Genomic DNA, 22,099 nt, shown 5'->3' on the forward strand with positions numbered 1-22,099 from the left:
TCGCGTGCGGAATGCGGCAACGCGCCAGACCGCGACGCGGATCAGTACTGGAACTGATATTTCAGTGCGACCGAACTGCCGGGGTCGTTTTCCGGGGTGATGATGCCGGTGGTGGCGCCGCCGGTGCCGACATTGGTCTGCAGCTTCAGCCGCTTCGTCAGGTCGATCTGCACCTGGGCCTGGCTGCCGCCGCCGCTGGTCGCCTGCTTGGCCCCCACATACACGCCGCGGGCCACGTACTTGCCGGCCTCGACGCTGGCACTGTTGCTGCTCGTGCCACTGCCGCTGCCGACCGAGAGGCGGTCGAGCCCCAGCGTCTTGCGCACCGTTCCGAGCGGATCGAAGCCACCACCGGAACCGCTCAGCGACGCCAGCGCCGCCGCCACCTGGGCGATCTGCAAGGCGCTCAGGGACTTCGCATCCTGGCCGAACAGCAGCAGCGCCAACACCTGGTCCTGCGGCAGCGATGGGGTCGAGGTCAGGGTGATCTTGGGCGCGTCGGCATAGCCGCCGACATTGAGCCGGGCGATGGTCGAGCTCACCACGCTCTCGGCGACGAAATCGAGCGTCGGATCGATCTTGTGGGTGACGCCGGTGCCGTTGAAGCCGACCTGGCCCTTGGTGAAGGTCAGCGAGATGCCGGCCAGGTCGAAGGTGCCGCGTCGCATGTTGAACGCGCCACTGACCGCCGGCGCCGAGGAGGTGCCGCCGACATGCAGGGTGCCGCCGAGCTCGGCATCCAGCCCGTGGCCGCGCACGAAGATCTGGCCGGGCGCATTCAGGGTGAGGTCGAGCCCGATCAGCGACGTCGCCGGGGCGGTTGCGACCGGTGCCGGCTTGTCGCCGGGACGGATCACCTTGAGCTGGGCCACGGATGGCGGCAGGCCGTTCGGGATGTTGATCGAGGCGCTGTCGACGGTGAGAGTGCCGCCGACATCGAGGCGGCCGCTGGCCTGGCCGTGCGCGCGGATGTCGGCGTCCAGCACCGCGGTCAGCAGGTCGCTCGACAACGGCCGGGCGTTCCTGGCGGTGATGTGCAGATCGACCGGCAGCCCGGGCACCAGCGCGCCGACCGTGCCGCTGGCGCCGATGGTGCCGCCGCCGGCATGGGCGGTGAAGTTGGCGATCGTCAGGCTCTGCCCGGCGGCCTGGATCAGCCCGCTCATGTCGGTGAGCCGGACCCCTTGCGCGTAATCCTGGAAGCCGCCGCCGGCGAGCTGGATGGTGCCGTCGAGGCGCGGCGCCTGCACGGTGCCGGACACGCCGAGGGCCAGGGTGATGTGGCCGTTCACCTGGCGGCCCTGTGCGCCGAGGATCGCGTTGGCCAGGGACAGGTTGACGGCGCCGTTCGCCCGCAGCGCCAGCGGTCCGGTGGCGGAGGTCGGCGCGGTGCCGCCAAGGCTGAGCGCCACGTCCCGCCCGGCATCGAGGTGGACATCGACACGGGCACTGCCGCCACCGAGCCCGACATTGGCCAGCAGCGTCGCCGGCGGCAGCGAGGCGGCGGGACCGGTGCGCAGATGCAGGCCGTTGCCGGTCAGGTGGATCGTGCCCTCGGGCCGGCTGGTGGTGCCGGTCAGGCGCGCCTGTGCGGCGATCACGCCGACGGCGTCGAGGGTTGGCGCGAACGGGTGAGCCAGTGCCGGCGTCACGTTCGCGAGTGTGGCGGTCAGGTCGAGCCGCGGCATGATCTTGCCGGCCACGTCCAGGGTCGCCGGCGCGGCACCGGGGGGTGCGACCGAAAGCCGCAGCCGATCGACCGACATTTGTTGGCCGAAGCCGATCCGGGTCGGTCCGAGCAGATGCACGACCTCGCCCTTTGCCGTCGCCTCGAGCCGGCCGATCGCCACCTGCTTGTGCGGCAGGTCCAGCCGCAGCGCGGTGTCGAGCTGGGCCGGGGCACCTGCGACGTTCTGCAGCGACGCCTGCGCCGCCACGTCCAGGGCGGTTTGCGGCCCGCGTGCGGTGGCGTGCGCCATGCCGGTGATGGCGCCGGCCTGGATCCCGGTGGCGTCCAGCTTCAGGTCCACCGAGGGGGCGGCGATCGGATCATCCACGGTGCCGGCGAGCAGCAGCCGGCCGACATGGTCTGTCCTGATGCCGCCATCGGCGCGGACGTCGAGGGTGACGCGCGGGGCCGCACCGGCTGCCTGCGTGGTGCGGATGCCGGCCTGCACGCTGCCGGCGACCGGCTGGCCGATCACCGGCGCCAGGTCGGCGAGCCGCGTCATGCGGACGTCCAGCGTGCCGAGCGGCAGCTTCGCACCGGCCGGCAGCGTCATGTCGGCATGGCCGGTGGTGCTCTTCCAGGAGAGCGCGTCGAGCGTCAGGTGCAGCGCGCCGTTGGCGAGCTTGGCGGCCTCGGCCTTGAGCGACAGCGGCGCCCGGTCGAGCGTGCCGGTCAGCGCGACGGTGCCTTGCGGCGCCGAGGGCAGGTGCTGCGCGTCGAGCAGCAGGTGCAGCGGGCCGGTCGCCATCGTGGCGGTGCCCGGATTGCCGTCGGCGGTGACGTGCGCGGCGAGGTCCGTGGATGGTCCGGTGGCGGTTCCGGCGAGCGTCAGGGCACCGCGCAGGCTCGGCAGCGCGCGTTCCAGCGCCGGCAAGGCGAGGCTGAATTGCGCGTCCAGGACGTTGGAGCGGTCGGTGCCGGAGGCGGTGAGGTGCAGCGCCTGGCCATCGAGCTTCAGCTGGTGGAGCACCAGGTCGGCGCCATCCTTGCCGGCGGCGAGCGAGATCTGCCCCGCCTGCCCGATCAGCCCCACCGCCTGCGGCTGGCCGCCGGTGATCGCCAGCGGACCGTCGATCGTCACGTCCGCCTTCGGCCCGGCCAGGGACAGCCCGACATCGAGCCTGGTGTGGCCGGCGAGCATGACCCCACCGGCGGCGGCGAGCGGCGCCAGGTCCGGCAGCGTCACCACCAGTTGGCCGTGCAGGGGTGCCGCCGTGATGATCCGCCCGGTGATGCCGGCGAGCGGATGCGACACGACGAGATCCAGCGGTCGGCCGCTTGCGTGCGGATCGAGCGTCGCATCGAGGGTCAGCGGATCGGCCGCAAGCAGGAGCGGCTTCGGACCCGGAATGCGGATGCCCTCGGCCACCGCGTGCAGATGCACCGGCCCGGTATTCTCGGCACCGTCGAAGCGCGCGGTCAGACGCTCGAGCCCGGCGCCGGCGGCGGACAGCTCGTCCAGCACGAGGTTGCCCTGGCCGGCCGGTGCCTGCGGAGTGCCCTGCAGGTGCGCGTCGAGGGCGACCCGGTTCCAGGCGATCCCGGGCATCGGCTGCATCGCCGGGGCATGGGCGTGCAGCTGCAGGTCGAAATGCGGCTGCACCAGGTCGAGCGTGCCGCGGGCGGCAAGCGTCAACACGCCGGTGGCCGGAGCGCCCGCGGTGGCGGCAAGCACGAGCGCCGAGCTGTCCTGCGGCCCGTCGAGATCGAGCGACACGCTCATCGGATCGAGGATCGGCAAGTGTGCGAGTGCGGCGACAAAGCCGCCGGCGGGATCGTCGACCTTGGCATGCAGTGCCAGCCGGCCGGGCGACACCAGCGCCGTCAGCCCGACATGGCCCGGATGGTCGAGCCGCTGCAGCGACAGGGCGATGTCGGTGCTCGGCAGCGTCGCCACCGAGGCGCCGCTCAGGATCGGCGCCAGGTCGGCAATCCGGGCGTGGCCGTCGATCGCCGCACTCACCGCGGTTCCGGCCACCGGGGCGCCGATATCGATGCGGTCCACCACCAGCCGGTCGATCTGCACGCCGAGATGCAGGCCGCTCTTCTGCCCCGGCTTGGCGGGCGGCGCCGGCTTGGCGTTCGGGTTCGGCACGGCCAGGCGCGACACCTCGATCCGGTCGGCCCGCGCCAGCTCGACATGCGCGTCGAGGCCGAGCAGCCGCAGCGGCGACCAGTCCAGCATCAGGTGGTCGATCGCCAGCCAGGTGCCGCGCGTGTCGTTCACCTCGACCCGGTCGACCGTCAGCGCATCCGGGAACCGCCCGCCGAGGCCGTGCAGCGTGACCAGCCCGCCGGTCAGCCCCGCCGCCTGGCGCTCGATCAGCCGCCGACCAGGCCCGGTATTGGCGCCGACCAGCAGCACCGCCAGCAGCAGCACGACCAGCGCCACCGGCACACCGACCAGCAGCCCGACCACCCAGGCGACGATCCGCAGCGGACGACGCATCAGAACGCCTCCCCGAGGCCGATATAGAGCTCGAACGTGTCGCCGCCGGGCGGCTTGTTCAGCGGCACCGCGACATCGAGCCGGATCGGCCCGATCGGCGTGTAGTAGCGGCCGCCGACACCGGCCCCGACCCTGAGCGTGCCCCCGAACGGCGCGCTGCTGTCCGACACCTGGCCGGCATCGGCGAACGCGGCCACCCCGAAGCTCTTGCCGATGCGCTGGCGGAACTCGACCGTGCCGGCATCCACCGACGTGCCGCCGACCGGGTAGCCGTCGGCGAACAGCGGCCCGACGCCCTGGTACTTGTAGCCGCGCACGGTGCCGCTGCCGCCGGCATAGAGCCGCTGGTCCGGCGGCAGCTCGAACGTGGTGGCGCCCTGCACCGTGCCGACCACCCCGCGGACTGCGATCACGCTGCGCCCGGGGGCGGCGAGGCCGATCCGGTGCAGGTCGAAATAGGTCGAGACGGTGCTCTGCAGGATGGTGAAGAAGGTATCGCCGCCCTGGTTGTTGCTGGTGCTGTCGCCGGATCCGGAGCCGAGGCTGTAGCTCGGTGTCGCGTCGATCGAGATGCGGAAGCCGTGCGTCGGGTCGTCGAGCGGGTTGGCGAGGTGGGTGCTGTCGTAGTTGGCGGCGATCGGGACAAAGGCCAGCGTGTAGCTGCGCGAGACCCCCTCCTGGAGGATGCGCTCCTGCTCGGCGCCGACGCCGGCGGAGATGGTCCAGCTGGTCGAGATCTTGCGGTTGATCGTCGCGCGTACGAGCAAGGCGGTTTGGTTGTAGGCCTGCAGGTCCTGCTTCAGGCCTTCGACGCGCAGGTCGAGCGACTGGTTGCGGCGGTAGAAGTCGGGCTTCAGCAGGTCGGCATAGACGTCGTAGCCGAGCCCCTGCTGCGAGGTGCCGCCGAGGCCCGTCAGCAGCGCCGCCAGATCCAGCTTCTCGGCCTCGCCGAACAGGTTGTGGTGCGTCCAGGTGACACCGGCGCTGCCACCCAGATCGGTCGAGTAGCCGGCCTGCAGGGCGACCGTGTGGCGCAGCGCCTCGGTGAAATCGAAGGTGATCGGCAGGCTGCCGTCCGGCGCCACGGCCTGCGCAGCACTCACGCCCACACTGGAGAACACGCCGAGCGACGCCAGGTCCTGCCGCGCCGCCTCGATTTTGCTTGGCTGGTAGAGCTGCCCCTGATGCACCAGCAGCTCGCGGCGCACGAAGCCGGGATCGACCCGCTTCAGCCCGGCCAGGTGGATCGCGCCGATATCGACCCGAGGCCCCGGCTTGGCGCTGGCGACGATGTCCAGCGTGCGGGTCCCCGGCCGCAGATAGGCGACCGGCGGGTCCACGGTGGCGAAGGCGTGACCCTCCTCCTCCAACGCGGTCTGCAGCCGCCCGCTGGCGGCCAGCACGTCGGACGCCACCGCCGGCTGGCCGGACGTCAGGCCGAATGCCGCCTGTTCCGGCCCGGACAGCACGACCCCCGGCGGCAGCTTCAGGGTGACGGTGCCGACATGGAACAGCGGTCCGCGGCCGATTGCGATGCGGATCGGCGCCACGGTCCCCTTCGGCAGGGCCGCCAGCAGGTCGGGGAGGGCCGGGTCGGTGACAGGATGCCCGGCGACGCTGATGTCGATATGGCCGTCATAATACCCGAAGCTTTCCAGCGCGGTGCGCAGCCGGGCGACGTCGGCGCGGGCACGGCCGGCAAGTGCGAACGGACCGACCGCCTGGGTTTTCTGCAGGCTGACCAGGCTGGACGAGCCCTTGATCGCGCCGTCCAGCGCGGCGTCCCCGGTCGGCTGGATGCTGACCTTGTAGGGTTGCGGGTCGGCGGCCACGGCCGATCCCACCGCGGTCAGCGCGGCGATCCCGGCGACAAGATGGCCTGCGAGCTTGACCGAGGACTGATGGCGGATGCGGCAGGACTTGTCGGCACGTACAGCCAGGGCGCGTCATCCTCGATTCAGGAAATTTCTGTAGCACCGCGTGAGATTGTCGTCCCACCCCTAATCACGCTATGTCGAGCCGATGCAGGTTCTCCCTGGCCATCCCGGCGCGCTCGATGCCGGTTCCATCGGCGGCACCCATCCGCCACGTCTGCGACAACGCTCGGCGCTGCCGTCGTTGCGACCGCTCCTCTCGCCGTTCTCCAGCACGACCCCCTCCTCCGCGCCGGCCCGACAACCCAGCCGCGCGGCCGAGCTGCCAGGCAATGCCGCGGCCCGGGCGACACCGCGCAGATCCGCCGCTCCCAACTCGACCACCATCACGCTCCCGAACAGCCAGGCGGCAGAGGGCGGATCGGCCAGTCCTGTCGTGCGGCTGTTCCGCACCTTGCGCGTTGCCCGCCGCGGGGTGGCGATCCTCGGCTGGACCGGCATCGCCTGCTGCATCCAGTCGGTGCTGCTGCTGCTGCCGGGACGCGCCAAGGCGGATTTCGCCCGAGCATACTGGTCGATCGCGTGCGTCCTGCTCGGCATGCGAATCCGGGTGATCGGCAGCCCGATGCCCAGCCGCGACGTCGGCACCGGAGCGGGGCAGGCCCGGCGACCGGTCATCTATGTGTCGAACCACTCGTCCTGGATCGACGTGCCCGTGCTGGGTGGGCGCCTGCTCGCCTGCTTCGTCGCCAAGGAGGATGTCGGCGGCTGGCCGCTGGTCGGCACCGTCGCGCGACTCGGCCGCACCATCTTCGTCAGCCGCCAGCGCAAGGCGACCGGCCGCGAGCGCGACGACATGCGCAAGCGCCTGGCCGGCGGCGACGACCTGATCCTGTTCCCGGAAGGCACCAGCTCGGACGGCTCTCGCGTGCTGCCGTTCCATTCCAGCTTCTTTGCCGCCGCCAAGCCGAATGGCGGCCAGGGTGCCAGTACGGGCGAGGGCTGCGACACCGAGATCGCTGCGCCCTGCCCGCTCGTGCAGCCGATCTCGATCGTCTATGACCGGCTCGGCGGCCTGCCGATCGGCCGCTCCAACCGGCCGGTGTTTGCCTGGTATGGCGACATGGACCTCGCCTCGCACTTCACCAGGCTGGCCCGCTGGCGCGGCATGCGGGCGACGATCATGCTGCATCCGATGCTGGACCCGGCCGATTTCCCGACCCGCAAGGCGCTCTCGATCGCGGCCTGGACGGTGGTGGCGGAGGGTGCGGCGGCGCTGCGGCAGAACCGCATCGGTGACGCTCCGGTGAAGATCGCTCCCCAGGCGGCGTGCCACCCGGTCGCGGAGACGTTTCCGCTTGACAGCACGGGGCCGTCTTTCGCCTGATGGCGGCGTCCGAGGAGATCTCGCCATCGGCTATCGCCAGGTTTCACGCATGACAGGCACCGCGGCTTGATGATCGGCCGCCCTTGACCGCGCGAGGCCGGCACCCGATTGCTCCCGGCGTTCCCGTGCGGACTCCCCCGCCGGTTGCCGAGACCGCGAGCACCTTGACCAGCTTCCAGCCTGAAAAACGCCTGCACGTCATCACCTGGGGCTGCCAGATGAACGTGTACGACAGCGCCCGGATGACCGACGTGCTGCGGCCGCTGGGCTACCGGCCGGCCGACACCGCGGACCAGGCCGACATGGTCATCCTGAACACCTGCCACATCCGCGATCGCGCGGCGGAGAAGGTGTTCTCCGAACTCGGCCGGTTGCGGGTGATCAAGGAAACCCGTGCGGCTGCGGGGCTCCCCACGGTGCTGGCGGTCGCCGGCTGCGTCGCTCAGGCGGAAGGTGCCGAGATCCTGGCCCGCGCACCGTATGTCGACATCGTGCTCGGGCCGCAGACCTATCACCGGCTGCCGGAAATGGTGGCGCGGGCCGCACGTGCCGGCGGTGCGGTGATCGAGACCGACTTTCCGGTCGAGCAGAAGTTCGACTTTCTGCCGGATGCGACCGGGCCACAGCTGCCGGGCGGGGTCACCGCGTTCCTGACCGTGCAGGAGGGATGCGACAAGTTCTGCTCGTTCTGCGTGGTGCCCTACACCCGCGGCGCCGAGGCGAGCCGGCCGGTCGCCTCGGTGCTGGCGGAGGCCCGTCGCATGGTGGCGGGCGGGGTGCGCGAGATCAGCCTGCTCGGGCAGAACGTGAATGCCTATCACGGCGAGGGTCCGGACGGTCGCGCCTGGAGCCTGGCCAGCCTGATGAGAGCGCTTGCCGAGCTGCCCGGCCTGGCGCGGATCCGCTACACCACGTCGCACCCGCGCGACATGGGCGACGACCTGATCGCCGCCCATCGCGACCTGCCGGCGCTGATGCCGTTCCTGCATCTGCCGGTGCAGTCCGGATCGGATCGGATGCTGGCGGCGATGAACCGCGGCCACACCGCGGACGACTATCGCCGGCTGGTCGACCGGCTGCGCGCTGCCCGTCCGGACCTGGCATTCTCGTCGGACTTCATCGTCGGCCATCCGGGCGAGAGCGATGCGGACTTCGCGGCCACGATGGCGCTGATCCGCGATATCGGCTTCGCACAGGCGTTCTCGTTCAAGTACTCGCCCCGCCCCGGCACACCCGCCGCCGGTGCGCCGCTGCAGGTGGCGGCCGAGGTCGGTGACGCCCGCCTGCAGGAGCTCCAGGCGCTGGTCCGCCAGCAGCAGGACCGGTTCAATGCGGACAGCGTCGGCCGATCGATGGAGGTGCTGTTCACCGGCTGCGGTCGCAAGCCCGGCCAGCTGTCAGGCCGCAGCCCGTACCTGCAGGCGGTGCATGCAAGCGGGCCGGAATGGCTGATCGGCACCACGGCGATGGTGCAGATCGACCACATGCTCACCAACTCCCTGACGGCATCGCTGCTGCCGCCCGTGCCTAGCCCCGTTTCCGACATGCCCCGCGCGAACCCCTTGCTGGAGAGAGCCTGCGCTTGACCGAGCTCGTGACCGCCACGCCACCCTCGCCCGTCCCCGCTTCCACAGGCGCCGCAGCCGGTCCGCTGCCTGCCTCCGCCCTGCCGGTGCCTCGATCGGGGGTGGACACGGAACCCCGCGCCGCCACGATGCAATTCAACGACAACGCGCTGCTGCAACTGCTGCTGGGCGACCATGATCGCCACCTGGTCAGGCTGGAGCAGGGACTGGGCGTGCGGCTGGCGTGCCGTGGCAACCGCATGTCGATCAGTGGCGATCCGGGACGGGTGGCGCTGGCCCGCTCCTCCCTGGCGACGCTGTATCGCAGGCTCGAGGAGGGACGGACGATTGATTCAGCCGAGATCGATGCTGCGATCCGGATGTCCGACCTGCACGGCAACGTCCTGGATCCGCGGCGCGAAGCGATCCATGTTGGAGGGGGTCACGTCGGCGGCGGCCAGGTCGGCAGCCATGCCGGCGGCCAGGGGTTCAGCCAGGCGTCCGGTCGACCATCGGGCAGTCGCGGCATGAACCCGCGTCGCGACAATGACGGCTTCCACAGTCTGCCCGGCGCCGGCTCGACGGGCGCCAGATCGACCGGGTTGGGATCCCCCGGCTTTTCCGGAGTGGCCGGTGGCGAGACCGATCCGCGGCTGCCGTTCAGCGACCTGCCGGCGATCCGCACCCGCCGCGGCGCGATCGAGCCGCGCTCACCCGGCCAGGCGGCGTATATGGAGATGCTCGCCAACCACGAGATGGTGTTCGGCATCGGACCGGCCGGCACCGGCAAGACCTATCTCGCGGTGGCGCAGGCGGTGGCGATGCTGCAGGCCGGGCGGGTCGACCGGATCGTGCTGTCCCGGCCGGCGGTCGAGGCGGGCGAGCGGCTGGGCTTCCTGCCCGGCGACCTGAAGGAAAAGATCGACCCCTATCTGCGGCCGCTCTACGACGCGCTGCACGACATGATGCCGGGCGACCAGGTGCTGCGGCGGATGGCGTCCGGCGAGATCGAGGTGGCGCCGCTGGCCTTCATGCGCGGGCGCACGCTCGCTCACGCGTACGTCATTCTGGACGAGGCGCAGAACACCACCGTCGCGCAGATGAAGATGTTCCTGACGCGAATGGGCTCCGGCACGCGCATGTCGATCAACGGCGACCTGAGCCAGATCGACCTGCCGACCGGCGTGTCGAGCGGGCTGCGCGATGCGGTCGAGACGCTCGAGGGTTTGCCCGGGATCGGCTTCACCCGCTTCGAGAGCCGCGACGTGGTGCGCCATCCGCTGGTCGCCCGCATCGTCGATGCGTATGATCAGCGAGCGGCGGCCGAGCGGGACATCTCCCGGCACCGGACGCGCCGGGAGAGTGATGGAACCGCGAAGTAGATCCGAACGCGACCTCGACACCCTTGGGCTCCGGCCCGAGGGCAGCAAGGGGAAGCGTTCGCCGAAGCAGGCCAAGCGCGAGAAACGGCGTTTGAAGGCCCGTGCCAAGGCATCGGGACTGGCACCCCCCGCCCCGGCTGCGCCCGGCCTCGACGTCGAGGTGTTGATCGTCGATCGGCGCTGGCGGCGGCTGGTGCCGGACGTCGCGCGGCTTGCGCGGCTGGCGGCAATTGCCGGCGGCGGTGCCGGATCGGTGGTGCTGGATAACGACCTGGCGATCCGGAGGCTCAATGCGCGCCATCGCGGCCGCAACAAGCCGACCAACGTGCTGACCTTCGAGACGCCGCGGGGCGTCCCGGGCGGCGACATCATCCTGGCGCTGGAGACCGTACGCCGCGAGGCGATCGCCGCCGGACGGCAGCCGCGCCATCACCTGGCGCACCTGGTCGTGCATGGGGCGCTGCATTTGCGTGGGCACGACCATCACGGCGTCGGCGAGGCACGACGCATGGAGATGCAGGAAGCGCGGATCCTGCACCGCCTGGGCGTGCCCAACCCCTGGAAGCCACGCGGCATTATTGCTGTCGGACCCGGTGCGAACCCCGGACACATTCCATGAGCGGGCCCGCCGATCACCGCGGCGATGGCGGCTCCGACCCGACGCCGAAACCGCTGCTGCGGGGTCTGATATCCCGCTTTTCCCGGCGTCGCGGCGACCAGGGCCTGCGCAGCTCGATCGCCGCCCTGGTGCAGGAGGCGGCCGAGGCGCCGCAGACCGATGGCGAGGTGCCGGAGCTCGACCGCCAGGAGCGCGCGCTGATCGCCAACGTGCTGCGGCTGCGTGAGACCACCGTCGATGACGTGATGGTGCCGCGGGCCGACATCATCGCGATGCCGGTGGCGATCAGTTTCGAGGAAGCGCTGGCGATGATGAAGCGGGAGAACCACTCCCGCCTGCCGGTGTATGGCGAGCAGCTCGACGACATCGTCGGCATGGTCCACGTCAAGGACCTGGTGGCGTATGCGGGCCCGAGCGAGAGCTTCCGGTTGCAGGCGATCCTGCGCCAGCCGCTGATGATCGCGCCGCAGATGCCGGTGCTGGACCTGCTGCTGCAGATGCGTCTGCGCCGGATCCACCTGGCGCTGGTGATCGACGAATATGGCGGCATCGACGGGCTGGTCACCATCGAGGATCTGGTCGAGACCATCGTCGGCGACATCGCGGACGAGCATGACGAGCCCGACGTGCCGATGCTGGTCGAGCGCCATGACGGCACTCTGGATATCGATGCGCGCATGCCGCTGGAGGATTTCGAGCACCGGCTCGGCCCGATCCTGACCGAGCAGGAGCGCGACAGCGACATGGAAACGGTGGGCGGGCTGGTGTTCCAGCTGGCCGGCCACGTGCCGACCCGCGGCGAGGTGCTGAGCCATGTCAGCGGCATCCAGTTCCGTGTGCTCGACGCCGACGCCCGGCATATCCGCCGCCTGCGCGTGCGCCCGGCGCCGATGCCGGAACCGGGCCAGAGCTCGGGCCAGACTCCGCAGCAAGGTTCGGCCTCGACCGCGTCGGGTTCAGAGCCTCCGGCGCCGGTCCCGGTCGAGCGGCAGGGTGTCTCCGCCCAGGCCGAGGGAAGCTGACCTCAAAGCCGGGCCCCGGCAGCTACCAGCCGTTCGACCTCATGACCTCGGCGATCGGGGGCAGCAGCCTGGTCCGCTCGGCAATGCGGGCGATCCTGGGCGTGTTGCGCTGGAACCATTCCAGCCGGGGACGCCATGCGACGATCACCGCGAGGTAAATATCAAGGGCGCCGACTGCCGGGCCCAGGACAAACGGCTCGCTCACCTGCTCTTCCAGCCAGAGATAAAGTCCCTCCCGATAGCGGCCCGTCGCCTGATCGAGCTCGTCCGATGCCGAGGGTGCCCAACGTTTCGGGTAATCACCGTAGGTGAAGGTCGGATAGACGTTGGCGACCAGCCAGATCAACAGATGGAAGAAGCGCGTCCGCTCGGGGGCGCCGACCGCCGGCGCCAGGCCGGCGAATCGGTCCGACAGGGACAAGGTGATCGCCGCCGTTTCGGTCAGGATCGTTCCATCGTCGAGTACGAGGGCCGGCACCTGATGCAGAGGGTTCACCGTTCCGAGCAGCTCCCTGGCCGGGCCAGGCAGGTGGAACCCCTCGACATCGATGAACTCGTAGGGCTGACCAACCAGGGCGAGCATGGCTTCGGTGATCGCCGAACCGCATCCCCTCGCACCGAAAACCCGCATGAGCGTCCCGCCAATGGCCGGGAGGGATGCTACCGGGGGTGTCGGTTGTCCGGCAACTCGGCTGCCAGGCCGATGGCGATGCTCGGCGTTACAGCGCGAGAGCCTGGCTGAAGCGGGCTCGCATGGCCTAGGCAACCTGGAGCCGGTCGGCATGCGGCGGGTAGCCGATCCGCTCGGCGTCGCCGGCCTCGATCGTGGCGATCTTGGCGGCGCGGACGACCGACGGTGCCGGAAGGCCGGCCTCGGCCAGGTCCGAGATACCGACATCGCCGGGCCAGCCCCGATTGCCGGCACTGGTGACCATCAGCGCTGCACCGGTCGATCGGTGCAGGGGAACGGGAGCTTCACCAGGGTCCCAGACCTCACAATCCGGCATAGGCATCGGCGTCGGCCGGGCTGTCCCACTTGGCAAAGGTCCTGAACGGATCATCCGATGCCGTGTCTGGGCGGGCACGCGGCAGCGCCACCCGCCCGTCTTGGATGACGTAGGCGATCCCGTCGCCCTCGCGCAGGGCCAACGCCGAGCCGACGGGCTGCGGAACCGTCGTTTGCGCGCTGCTGGTGAACCGGATGGTGATCATGAGGCCTTTGGTCGGGAAGTTCCTTACCCGCGGCAAGCATGGTTCACCCAGACGACATGCGTGCCGCCATGCCACATTTGTTGCATCGTCGACTTGTGCTTTTCCACTGCTCTGGCATGAAGCCGGGGCGCATGTCCCCGAATGACCGGGAGGCGCCGGGAGGGCCATGTGTCTCCAGCTCCGACCATGGCCGAGCCTGCCCTCCCCCACGCCCGTGATGCATCCGGACCCGCGATCCTCTGCTCGGGGCTGAGCAAGGGATTCGACGGCGTTCCGGTGCTGCGCGAGGTGTCGGTCAGCTTCATGCCGGGCACGGTGAACGTGCTCGCCGGCGAGAACGGCGCCGGCAAGTCGACGCTGTTCAAGCTGATCGCCGGTCAGCTCACCCCGGATAGCGGCAGCATCGCGCTGTTCGGCGAGACGATCCGCCGCTTCGATCCCAAGCTCGCGCAGGCCCGCGGCGTCTCGATCATCCCGCAGGAGCTGGCGCCGATCCCGGAGATGCGGCTCTGGCAGAACCTGCTGATCGGCCACGAGACCACCGGGCCGCTCGGGCTCGTCCGCCGCCGCGAGATGATCGCCCAGGCGAAGTCGATGCTGGAGGGCGTGGGGCTCGATCTCGATCCGACCATGCCGATGAAGCGGCTCGGCGTGGCGGCGACGCAGATGGTCGAGATCCTGAAGGCGACGTCGTGGGACAGCCGTATCGTGCTGATGGACGAGCCCTCCTCGTCGCTGTCGTCGCGCGAGACCGAGCAGTTGTTCCGGGTGATCCGGCTGCTGCGCGAGCGCGGCACCTGCATCCTCTATACGAGCCACCGCATGGAGGAGATCGAGCAGATCTCCGACACCGTGGCGATCATGCGCGACGGCGCGATCATCCGGCATGAGGCGACGTCGGCGCTCACCGAGAGCCAGATCATCGCCGACATGGTCGGGCGCGAGATCACCGAGCTGTTCCCCGACCGCCAGATGGCAGCCAACGATGCGGCACCTGTTCTGGAGGTGCGCGACCTGCACGTCGCGGGCTACGACGCCCGGGTGTCGTTCACGGTGCGGGCGGGTGAGATCCTTGGCTTCGGCGGCCTGGTCGGCGCCGGACGGAGCGAGATGCTGGAGGCGATCTTCGGCACCAGGCCGGCCACCGGCACCGTGACCCTCGACGGCAAGGCCCTCCCCCTTGGCGACATGAAGCGCTCGATTTAGCGCGGCATCGCCATGGTGCCGGAGGATCGCAAGCTCGCCGGCGTGCTGACCTCGCTGTCGATCCTGGACAACATCACCCTGCCGCACCTGGACGATTTCACCGGGCCGGGCGGCTGGATGAACAATGCGCGCCGCCGGGAGCGCGCCCTCGACGTGCTCGGCCGCACCCGGGTGGCGTATGCGACGCTGAACCAGCTGGTCGGGCATTTGTCAGGCGGCAACCAGCAGAAGGTGGCGCTGGCCCGCTGGCTGGTGACGGACATGCCGCGGGTGCTGATCCTCGACGAGCCGACGCGCGGCATCGATATCGGCGCCCGCTCCGAGCTGTACCGGCTGATCAACGACCTGGCGGCGCAAGGCGTGGCGATCCTGCTGGCGTCGTCGGACATGCCCGAGCTGATCAATCTTTCGCACCGGGTGCTGGTGATCCGCGGCGGCGGCATCATGGGCGAGCTGCGCAAGGACGAACTGGACCAGGAACGCATCCTGCGCCTGGCCATGGGAAGGACCGACGATGCAGCTGAGTGAGACGGCCAACGGCGTGAGCAAGCCCGGCCTGGACCCGCGCGTGCTGCGGCGCTTCGCGTTGCGCTACTCGCTGGTGATCATCCTGGCACTGTTCCTGGTCACGCTGGCGATCTCCAACCGGTCGTTCCTGACCGTGTCGAACATGAACGTCATCCTGATCCAGGTCGCGGCCAACGCGCTGCTGGCGACCGGCGCCACGTTCGTGATCCTGACCGGCGGCATCGACCTGTCGGTCGGCAGCGTGGTCGGGCTGTCCGGCGTGGCGGCGGCCCTGTTCGCGCAGAACGACGGCGCGCTGACCTGCGCCGAGGCGATCGGTATCGGCGTGCTGGCGGGTGCGGCGATCGGCGCCTTCAACGGCGCGCTGGTCGCATTCGCCAAGGTGCCGCCGTTCGTCGCCACGCTCGGCAACATGACGGTCGCCTCCGGACTTGCCTTCGTGTTCAGCGACGGCCAGCCGATCTCGGGGCTGTCCGACCAGTTCCTCGGCCTCGCCGGCAACGTCGCCGGGATCTCGATCCCGGTGCTGGTGATGGTCGTGGTGGTGGCGGTGTCGTGGATCGTGCTCGCCCGCACCAAGTTCGGCATGCATGTGTATGCGGTCGGCGGCAATCCGCACGCTGCCCGCGTCGCCGGGGTCAGCCTGCGGTTCATCCGGTTCGCGGTGTACACGATCGGCGGCGCGCTCGCGGGCCTCGCCGGGGTGCTGCTGGCCTCGCGCGCGACGGCGGGCATCGCCACCAGCGGCACCGGCTACGAGTTGAACGCGATCGCGGCCGCAGTCATCGGCGGCATCAGCCTGGCCGGTGGCCGCGGCTCGATGATCGGCACGGTGTTCGGCTTCCTGATCATCGGCGTGCTCGATAACGGACTGAACATCATCAATGTTTCGCCCTTCTACCAGCTCATCGTGAAGGGCCTCATCATCATCGGCGCCGTGTTCGTCGACAGCCTGACGCACCGCACCGACGACTGACGCGGACCGATAATTTTCAACAAGGGGGGACATCCATGACCATGAAGTTCATCAAGACCGCGCTGGCGGCGAGCACGATGCTGGCGACCGTTGCGGTCTCGGCCGCACCGGCGCTGGCCGACAAGGCGCATCCGGTGATCGGCTACACCGTGTACGACATGAGCTCGTTCATCTCGCTGGGTAAGGCGGGCGCGGAATCCATCGCCAAGGCGAACGGCGCCAGCGTGTTGTGGAACTCGGGCCACATGGACGTGAACGCGCAGATCTCGCAGATCCAGCAGTTCATCAACCAGAAGGTCGATGCGATCATCATCGCGCCGGTCAACTCCTCGACGCTCGGCCCACAGGTCGACGCGGCGAAGGCGGCGGGCATTCCGGTTGTCATCGTGAACCTGACGGCGACGCCCGCGGTGATGGCCGAGGCAGTGTCCTATGTCGGGCCGGACGACGTGAAGGCGGGCGAGCAGGAAGCGCAGCACCTGGTCGATGCGATCGGCCACAAGGGCAACATCGTGGTGATCCAGGGTCCGCTCGGGCAGTCCGGTGAGATCGATCGCACCAAGGGCATCAAGAACATCCTGGCGAAGTACCCGGACGTGAAGCTGCTGGCGATCCAGCCGGGCAACTGGGCGCGCAACCAGGCCTACTCGGTGATGCAGGACTGGCTGTCGCGCTACGGCAACCAGATCACCGGCGTGGTGTCGGAGAACGACGACATGGCGATCGGCGCGATCCAGGCGATGCGCGAGAAGAGCGTGAAGATCCCGGTCACCGCCGTCGACGGCATCAAGGACGGCATGCGGGCGGTCCGCGACGGCACCCTGCTCGAGACCAACCTGCAGGATGGCCCGCTCGAGCTCGGCATGGCGGTGCAGGTCGCGATCAACCACATCCAGGGCAAGGACGTGCCAAAGCAGGCGATGTTCGTGATGCCGGAAGTCACCAAGGACAACGTCGCGCACTACTATGGCCAGCTCTATGGCGACCCGGCCAAGTTCGAGAGCGACCTGCCGGCGCTGATCAACAAGAACCTTGCAGACGGGCACTACGCCGAGCAGTAGGACCGTCGTTCCGGGTGGCAGCTTATCGGTGCCACCCGGTCATTCTCGAGGGAGTTCGATCGTGACCCTTTCCGCTTTCGATGCCGCTTTCGACTTCACCGGCAAGGTCGTCATGGTCACCGGCGGTGCGGCCGGCATCGGCCAGGCGATGGCCAGGGTATTCGCCGAACGGGGCGCACATCTGGCGCTGGTCGATCGTGATCCGTCGGTCGAGACGACGGCGGCAGGACTCGGCGACGCCGGACATCTGGGGCTGGTGGCGGATGTCAGCAGCACCGCCGCACTCGAGCAGGCGATGGCGGCGATCCTGGCGCGGTTCGGGCGCATCGACGTATTGGTGAACAACGCCGGCATCGTCCGCCTGGCGCCCGCCGACAGCCTGACCGAGCTGGACTGGGACATGACGATGGCGATCAACCTGCGGGCGCCGTTCGTGCTGTCGCAGATCGTTGGGCGCGAGATGCTGCGCCAGGGGAGCGGCCGCATCGTCAACCTGGCCAGCCAGGCGGGCATCATCGCGATCGACGGCCACCTCGCCTATTGCGCATCCAAGGCGGCGATCATCAGCATGACCAAGGTGCTGGCGCTCGAATGGGGTCCGCGCGGCGTCACCGTAAATGCGATCAGCCCGACCGTGGTGGAAACCGAGCTCGGCAAGAAGGCCTGGGCCGGCGAGGTCGGCGAGGCGATGAAGCGGCAGATCCCGACGCGCCGCTTCGCCCAGCCCGAGGAGATCGCCATGGCGGCGCTTTATCTGGCGAGCGGCGCCGCAGGCATGGTCAACGGCGAGAACCTGGTCGTCGATGGCGGCTTCACCATCCAGTAGCTGCCTGACCCAGGCCCGACGCGGATCAGCCCGGAACGCAATCGGGGCATCCGGGCCCGGCCCGCAGTGCCAGGGTCGTCGAGGCAGCGGCGTGGAACTGGCGCGCGGCGTGCCAGCGGACGGATGCCAGGCTCGGCAGGATCTTTCCGTGCAGCATCCGGACGCGGTCGTGGGTGGCAAAGAACGCGCGGTCGGTCCGGTTCGGTTGCAGGATCGCGGTACCGACGAACACGCCGTCGACCTCGACGACATCGCTTTTCAACATGGCATTGCCCTTTGCTCGCGTTCCGGAACTGGCTACAGAGCATCTGTGCCGGTAACATCGGCTAACGCGAACGAATGTGCAAGCGCTGGTGTGCAATCTTAATTGCACTGTCACGTTGCGGGGATTAAAGCCGGCTCAAGACCTGCAGCCGCTCCAGGCCGGCATCCGAACCGAGGATGGCAGCCCGCTCGGGGAGTGTGAGCAGGCCCAGCGCCTGATCGAAGGTCGTCGCTTCGTACAGCTTGGCCAGGCCCAGCGCGAGCAAGGGCTCGAACGGGTCGCGTCCGGGGATCCTGGCCGGCGGCAGCATCGCACGATGTGCGGCCAGCAGTGACGGATCCTCGAGCATGCGGATCAGGCTGGCACCGGGACCGTCTGCTGCATCACGCGCAACAGCCTGCAGCGCCACCGCACGGGCCAGCACGGCGGGCGGCCGTACTTCCTCGGGGATCCGCAGCAGGCCGAGGCGGCGCAGCGCCAGGCCCGAACTCCGCCCCGCGGTGAGCGACACCAGCGGCACCGCCAGTGCCAGCCCGAGCAGCACCGGCGACATCCAGGCGAACAGCGCCGGCGACACCGCCCAGGCGATCCCCGCCAGCACCAGCCCGAACACCATGTAGCGCCAGTAGCCGGCCCAGATCAGCCGGAGCGGGATGCGGCCGTCGTCACGACGCTGGGCGTTCCAGCCGGAGTCGCGGCCGGCCAGGATCGAGATCACGCCGTTGGTCTGGATCAGCATGGCGATCGGCGCGATCAGGCCGCCGAGCAGCGTCTCGATCAGCAGCGACAGCAGCGCGCGCACCGCCCCGCCGGCACCGCGACGATCGGCCGGATTGCACAACAACGCCACGTAGGCCAGCAGCTTCGGCGCCAGCAGCACCGCCATGGTGCCGATGAACACCCACTTGGCGAGCACCGGATCGACCTGCGGCCAGTTCGGATACAGCGTCTTGGTGCCGCCGAAATATTCCGGCTTCACGAAACGCGACTGCAGCGAGATCAGGATGCCGCACAGCAGGAACACCAGCCACAGCGGCGAGGTGACGTAGGAGCCGATCCCCATCAGCAGGTGCAGCCGGCTGACCCAGTGCAGCCCACGCGCCGGCAGCACGCCGGCATGCTGCAGGTTGCCCTGGCACCAGCGGCGATCGCGGATGGCGATGTCGGTGAGCGAGGGCGGGCTCTCCTCGTAGGAGCCGGCCAGGCCTGGGACCATGTGGATCGACCAGCCGCCGCGACGCATCAGCGCCGCCTCGACGAAATCGTGGCTGAGGATGTGGCCGCCGATCGGACGGCGGCCCTCGAGCACCGGCAGCCCGGCCTGTTCGGCGAAGGCACGGGTGCGGATGATCGCGTTGTGGCCCCAGTAGTTGCTGTCCGGGCCGTGCCACCAGGCGATGCCGTAGGCGATCAGCGGGCCGTACACCCGGCCGGCAAACTGCTGCATGCGGGCAAACAGGGTGCTGCCATTGACGATCACCGGCAGCGTCTGGATCAGGCCGACCCCCGGGTGGCGTTCCATCGCACCCGCAATGCGCACGATGGTGCCGCCATCCATGACGCTGTCAGCGTCGAGGGTGATCATCTGCGGGTAGGCGGCCCCGAAGCGGCGCACCCACTCGCCGACATTGCCGGCCTTGCGCTCGGTGTTCTTCGGCCGCCGGCGATAGAAGATGCGGGTGTGACCGCCGGTCGCGTCTCTGAGCGCGAGGAAGGCCGCCTCCTCCTCGAGCCAAACATCCGGGTTGGTGGTGTCGGACAGGATGAACAGGTCGAAATGGGGGAGTTTACCGGTAGCGTCGAGGCTTTCGTAGATTGCGCGCAGGCCGGCCATGACCCGCGTCGGATCCTCGTTGTAGGTCGGCAGCAACAGCGCGGTGCGCGTGGTGAGCTCCGGCAGCGGGCCATCGCGGACGATGCCGAGCCCAAGGCCGCCACCCCGTAATAAAGGGATGAAGCCGCCGAGCGCCGAAGTGAAGGCGAGCGCGATCCAGGCGAACAGCACGACGAACAGGGCCAGCACCATCAGGCCGAGGGTGTTCGGGCCGTTGCCGTTCAGCACGAAATACATCTCGTAGCCGCCGCCGAGGGTCAGCAGAACGGCGCCGCCGATCACGCCCAGGCGGCGAAGCCACAGTGTCGGTGCGCGCGTCGAGGGGCCGGGGCGGACATCGACGTGCGGCGCAGAGGAGAGCGACTGCACCGGCATCGACAGCGGCGCCTCCGGAGGCAGCGCCGGACACTGCAATGTCAGGGTGTCCAACGATAGACCCAGGTCTCGGAGAGCGGCGCCTGCTCGCTGGCAAGAATGCAGTGCAGCTCGGCGATCTTCGCGCTGCCTGGGTAGAACTCGAAGGTGATGCGCCAGCCCTGGATCTCGGGATTCGGCACCACGACGACGTTGCGGATGTCGCCGGCATTGGTGCCGAGATCGGCATGCAGCTTTGCGTCGAGCCCGAGCGACTTCACCGCATCCCCGGTGAAATCGAGAATGACGAAGCGGCCCTTGTGGTCGCCGGTGGCGCCGATCCGGGTCTCGCTGACGCGGGCGAAGCGGCTCGACCAGGGATTGTCCCAGCCCCAATGCATCCGGTACGTGTAGGTGTACTCGCCACCCGCCGTGAGTGGAGCCTTCGGGCGCCAGAACGCGACGATGTTGTCGTTCACCTCGTTCGGTGTCGGCAACTCGACCAGGTCGATGGCACCCTCGCCCCAGTCGCCGATCGGCTCGATCCACAGGCTCGGGCGTTTCTCATAGGACAGAGCCAGGTCCTGGAAGTCGGCGAACGCGCGCTTGCGTTGCATCAGGCCGAAGCCTTTCGGCGTCACGTCGGAAAAGGCGCTGAATTGCAGGTCGATCGGGTTGACCAACGGTCGCCAGAGCTGGTCGCCCTTGCCGCTCCACATCGACAGGCCTTCGCTGTCATGCGCAGCCGGGCGCGCATCATCGACATGCTGCCGGTCGTTGGCGTCGAAATAGAACATGCCGGTGAGCGGTGCGATGCCCGATCCGGCGATCGTACGGCGCGGATACACGACGCTCTCGACGTCGAAGATGGTCTCGTCGCCGGGCCTGATGGTGAAGCGGTAGGCGCCGGTGACGGTCGGGCTGTCGAGCAGCGCGTGCACCACGATTGCGGTCATGCCGGGCTGCGGTTTCTCCAGCCAGAAGGCGCGGAACAACGCGAACTCCTCGCCCTTCGGATCGCCGGTGCCGTTGGCGAACCCACGCGCCGACAGGCCGTAGGTCTGGCCCCGGGCGACGGCGCGGAAATAGCTGGCGCCGAGAAAAACGCAGATCTCGTCGAAATAGTCCGGCCGGTTGATCGGGTAGTGGATGCGGAAGCCGGCGAAACCGATGTCGTCGAGCACGCGCAGTTTCGGATCGTCGTAGGTGAACAAATCGGGGTTGTAGGGTGCGCGCACCGACTGGCCGTTCGTCACCTCGAAGATGTCGATACGCGGGCGATACAGGAAGCCGCGGGGCAGGAACTCGATCTGGAAGTTGAGCCCCTGGCCACGCCAGAGCGCGCTGTCCTTCTTGAAGCGGACGCCGCGATACTGGTCGAAATCCATCTTGTCGATGGCGCCCGGAAGCCGGCTGTCGGGTGCCTGGTAGGCGTGCTTCGCCATTGCCTGCGCCAATCGCCGCACGGTGGCGCCGTCGAACGGGCCCGGTGCCGCGTTGGGAGCGGCGTCCGGCTTCGTGTCCGCGGCTGCCGCGCCGGGGAAGGCGACACCGGCGAGCAGCGCCATCATCGATGCACCGGCACCGGCCTGGACCACGTCACGTCGAAGCAGAGCCAACCGCGTCCTCCCTGTTCCGGCCCGCCGCCTGACGGTACCGGCGGCCGGCTGCAATCCGTCCGCGCTCCTAACAGTCCCCCCTCGCTGTGGCAATTTGACGGCGCCGGAAGCCTTGCAGCTGAGTCGAGGGAGGGATTTTCGTTGCACCACCCGGGACGATAGTTGCACTCCGGGAAATACTATGGATAGTC

The 22,099-nt window shown here is 69.3% G+C and carries 18 protein-coding genes; 10 read left to right on the top strand and 8 right to left on the bottom strand.

The window, feature by feature from the left end; genetic code table 11:
* Positions 1–41: 41 nt before the first annotated feature.
* Positions 42–4,178, bottom strand: coding sequence for a translocation/assembly module TamB domain-containing protein (locus ACOEQ2_RS07170; RefSeq protein WP_419730692.1), 4,137 nt, complete (start codon positions 4,176–4,178; stop codon positions 42–44).
* Positions 4,178–6,010, bottom strand: coding sequence for an autotransporter assembly complex protein TamA (locus ACOEQ2_RS07175; RefSeq protein WP_419730693.1), 1,833 nt, complete (start codon positions 6,008–6,010; stop codon positions 4,178–4,180). The genes ACOEQ2_RS07170 and ACOEQ2_RS07175 overlap by 1 nt, the downstream gene beginning before the upstream one ends.
* Positions 6,011–6,200: 190 nt before the next feature.
* Here ACOEQ2_RS07175 and ACOEQ2_RS07180 point away from each other — a divergent pair, with 190 nt between their 5' ends.
* The 5 genes from ACOEQ2_RS07180 to ACOEQ2_RS07200 all read left to right on the top strand — a co-directional run bounded on the left by ACOEQ2_RS07180 (position 6,201) and on the right by ACOEQ2_RS07200 (position 12,027).
* Positions 6,201–7,439: a lysophospholipid acyltransferase family protein gene (locus ACOEQ2_RS07180; protein ID WP_419730694.1), complete on the top strand. Its 1,239-nt coding sequence runs from the start codon at positions 6,201–6,203 to the stop codon at positions 7,437–7,439.
* Positions 7,440–7,603: 164 nt separating this feature from the next.
* Positions 7,604–9,025: a tRNA (N6-isopentenyl adenosine(37)-C2)-methylthiotransferase MiaB gene (gene miaB / locus ACOEQ2_RS07185; RefSeq protein ID WP_419731157.1), complete on the top strand. Its 1,422-nt coding sequence runs from the start codon at positions 7,604–7,606 to the stop codon at positions 9,023–9,025.
* Entirely contained in the window at positions 9,022–10,386 is a 1,365-nt protein-coding gene (locus ACOEQ2_RS07190; RefSeq protein WP_419730695.1) for a PhoH family protein, read from the top strand. Before miaB ends, ACOEQ2_RS07190 begins: the two co-directional genes overlap by 4 nt.
* Positions 10,387–10,504: 118 nt before the next feature.
* Positions 10,505–11,005, top strand: a complete 501-nt coding sequence (gene ybeY / locus ACOEQ2_RS07195; RefSeq protein ID WP_419731158.1) for an rRNA maturation RNase YbeY — start codon at positions 10,505–10,507, stop codon at positions 11,003–11,005.
* A complete protein-coding gene (locus ACOEQ2_RS07200) occupies positions 11,002–12,027 on the top strand; it encodes a hemolysin family protein (RefSeq protein ID WP_419730696.1) in 1,026 nt (341 codons plus the stop codon). The genes ybeY and ACOEQ2_RS07200 overlap by 4 nt, the downstream gene beginning before the upstream one ends.
* Before the next feature lie 22 nt (positions 12,028–12,049).
* On the opposite strand, the gene ACOEQ2_RS07205 is transcribed toward ACOEQ2_RS07200, so the two are convergent.
* The 3 genes from ACOEQ2_RS07205 to ACOEQ2_RS07215 all read right to left on the bottom strand — a co-directional run bounded on the left by ACOEQ2_RS07205 (position 12,050) and on the right by ACOEQ2_RS07215 (position 13,239).
* Positions 12,050–12,658, bottom strand: coding sequence for a glutathione S-transferase family protein (locus tag ACOEQ2_RS07205; protein ID WP_419730697.1), 609 nt, complete (start codon positions 12,656–12,658; stop codon positions 12,050–12,052).
* Positions 12,659–12,785: 127 nt separating this feature from the next.
* The gene (locus ACOEQ2_RS07210; RefSeq protein WP_419730698.1) at positions 12,786–12,962 is read right to left on the bottom strand and encodes a hypothetical protein; all 177 of its coding nucleotides are present in this window, start codon (positions 12,960–12,962) and stop codon (positions 12,786–12,788) included.
* A 58-nt stretch (positions 12,963–13,020) separates the two neighbouring features.
* Positions 13,021–13,239 carry a hypothetical protein gene (locus ACOEQ2_RS07215; protein WP_419730699.1) on the bottom strand — a complete coding sequence of 73 codons (219 nt, stop codon included), beginning with the start codon at positions 13,237–13,239 and terminating at the stop codon, positions 13,021–13,023.
* A gap of 168 nt (positions 13,240–13,407) precedes the next feature.
* On the opposite strand from ACOEQ2_RS07215, the gene ACOEQ2_RS07220 reads away from it, so the two are divergent.
* The 5 genes from ACOEQ2_RS07220 to ACOEQ2_RS07240 all read left to right on the top strand — a co-directional run bounded on the left by ACOEQ2_RS07220 (position 13,408) and on the right by ACOEQ2_RS07240 (position 17,836).
* Positions 13,408–14,445 (top strand): ATP-binding cassette domain-containing protein, encoded by a 1,038-nt coding sequence (locus ACOEQ2_RS07220; RefSeq protein ID WP_419730700.1) that lies wholly within the window; start codon positions 13,408–13,410, stop codon positions 14,443–14,445.
* A gap of 12 nt (positions 14,446–14,457) precedes the next feature.
* Positions 14,458–14,973 (top strand): ATP-binding cassette domain-containing protein, encoded by a 516-nt coding sequence (locus tag ACOEQ2_RS07225; protein WP_419730701.1) that lies wholly within the window; start codon positions 14,458–14,460, stop codon positions 14,971–14,973.
* On the top strand, positions 14,960–15,949 hold the full coding sequence (locus ACOEQ2_RS07230; protein WP_419730702.1) for an ABC transporter permease: 990 nt from the start codon (positions 14,960–14,962) through the stop codon (positions 15,947–15,949). Before ACOEQ2_RS07225 ends, ACOEQ2_RS07230 begins: the two co-directional genes overlap by 14 nt.
* Positions 15,950–15,984: 35 nt before the next feature.
* Positions 15,985–17,010: a substrate-binding domain-containing protein gene (locus ACOEQ2_RS07235; protein WP_419730703.1), complete on the top strand. Its 1,026-nt coding sequence runs from the start codon at positions 15,985–15,987 to the stop codon at positions 17,008–17,010.
* A gap of 61 nt (positions 17,011–17,071) precedes the next feature.
* Positions 17,072–17,836: an SDR family oxidoreductase gene (locus ACOEQ2_RS07240; protein WP_419730704.1), complete on the top strand. Its 765-nt coding sequence runs from the start codon at positions 17,072–17,074 to the stop codon at positions 17,834–17,836.
* Between the two features lie 25 nt (positions 17,837–17,861).
* Here the strand turns inward: ACOEQ2_RS07240 and ACOEQ2_RS07245 are convergent, their stop codons facing one another.
* The 3 genes from ACOEQ2_RS07245 to ACOEQ2_RS07255 all read right to left on the bottom strand — a co-directional run bounded on the left by ACOEQ2_RS07245 (position 17,862) and on the right by ACOEQ2_RS07255 (position 21,860).
* Complete coding sequence (locus ACOEQ2_RS07245; protein WP_419730705.1) at positions 17,862–18,101, bottom strand: hypothetical protein; 240 nt, start codon at positions 18,099–18,101, stop codon at positions 17,862–17,864.
* Between the two features lie 124 nt (positions 18,102–18,225).
* On the bottom strand, positions 18,226–20,310 hold the full coding sequence (gene mdoH, locus ACOEQ2_RS07250) for a glucans biosynthesis glucosyltransferase MdoH (RefSeq protein ID WP_419731159.1): 2,085 nt from the start codon (positions 20,308–20,310) through the stop codon (positions 18,226–18,228).
* 41 nt (positions 20,311–20,351) lie between these two features.
* Positions 20,352–21,860, bottom strand: coding sequence for a glucan biosynthesis protein (locus tag ACOEQ2_RS07255; RefSeq protein WP_419731160.1), 1,509 nt, complete (start codon positions 21,858–21,860; stop codon positions 20,352–20,354).
* Between the last annotated feature and the right edge of the window lie 239 nt (positions 21,861–22,099).

The sequence above is a fragment of the Lichenicola sp. genome (assembly GCF_965198575.1).
GTDB lineage: Bacteria > Pseudomonadota > Alphaproteobacteria > Acetobacterales > Acetobacteraceae > Lichenicola.

Bases quoted from the DNA above. Each gene is read 5' to 3' on its own strand.
- ACOEQ2_RS07170 (WP_419730692.1), bottom strand. From the start codon at position 4,178: ATGCGTCGTCCGCTGCGGATCGTCGCCTGGGTGGTCGGGCTGCTGGTC.
- ACOEQ2_RS07180 (WP_419730694.1), top strand. From the start codon at position 6,201: ATGCAGGTTCTCCCTGGCCATCCCGGCGCGCTCGATGCCGGTTCCATC.
- ACOEQ2_RS07200 (WP_419730696.1), top strand. From the start codon at position 11,002: ATGAGCGGGCCCGCCGATCACCGCGGCGATGGCGGCTCCGACCCGACG.
- ACOEQ2_RS07205 (WP_419730697.1), bottom strand. From the start codon at position 12,658: ATGCGGGTTTTCGGTGCGAGGGGATGCGGTTCGGCGATCACCGAAGCC.
- ACOEQ2_RS07210 (WP_419730698.1), bottom strand. From the start codon at position 12,962: ATGGTCACCAGTGCCGGCAATCGGGGCTGGCCCGGCGATGTCGGTATC.
- ACOEQ2_RS07215 (WP_419730699.1), bottom strand. From the start codon at position 13,239: ATGATCACCATCCGGTTCACCAGCAGCGCGCAAACGACGGTTCCGCAG.
- ACOEQ2_RS07225 (WP_419730701.1), top strand. From the start codon at position 14,458: ATGGTGCCGGAGGATCGCAAGCTCGCCGGCGTGCTGACCTCGCTGTCG.
- ACOEQ2_RS07230 (WP_419730702.1), top strand. From the start codon at position 14,960: ATGCAGCTGAGTGAGACGGCCAACGGCGTGAGCAAGCCCGGCCTGGAC.
- ACOEQ2_RS07235 (WP_419730703.1), top strand. From the start codon at position 15,985: ATGACCATGAAGTTCATCAAGACCGCGCTGGCGGCGAGCACGATGCTG.
- ACOEQ2_RS07245 (WP_419730705.1), bottom strand. From the start codon at position 18,101: ATGTTGAAAAGCGATGTCGTCGAGGTCGACGGCGTGTTCGTCGGTACC.
- mdoH (WP_419731159.1), bottom strand. From the start codon at position 20,310: ATGCCGGTGCAGTCGCTCTCCTCTGCGCCGCACGTCGATGTCCGCCCC.
- ACOEQ2_RS07255 (WP_419731160.1), bottom strand. From the start codon at position 21,860: ATGATGGCGCTGCTCGCCGGTGTCGCCTTCCCCGGCGCGGCAGCCGCG.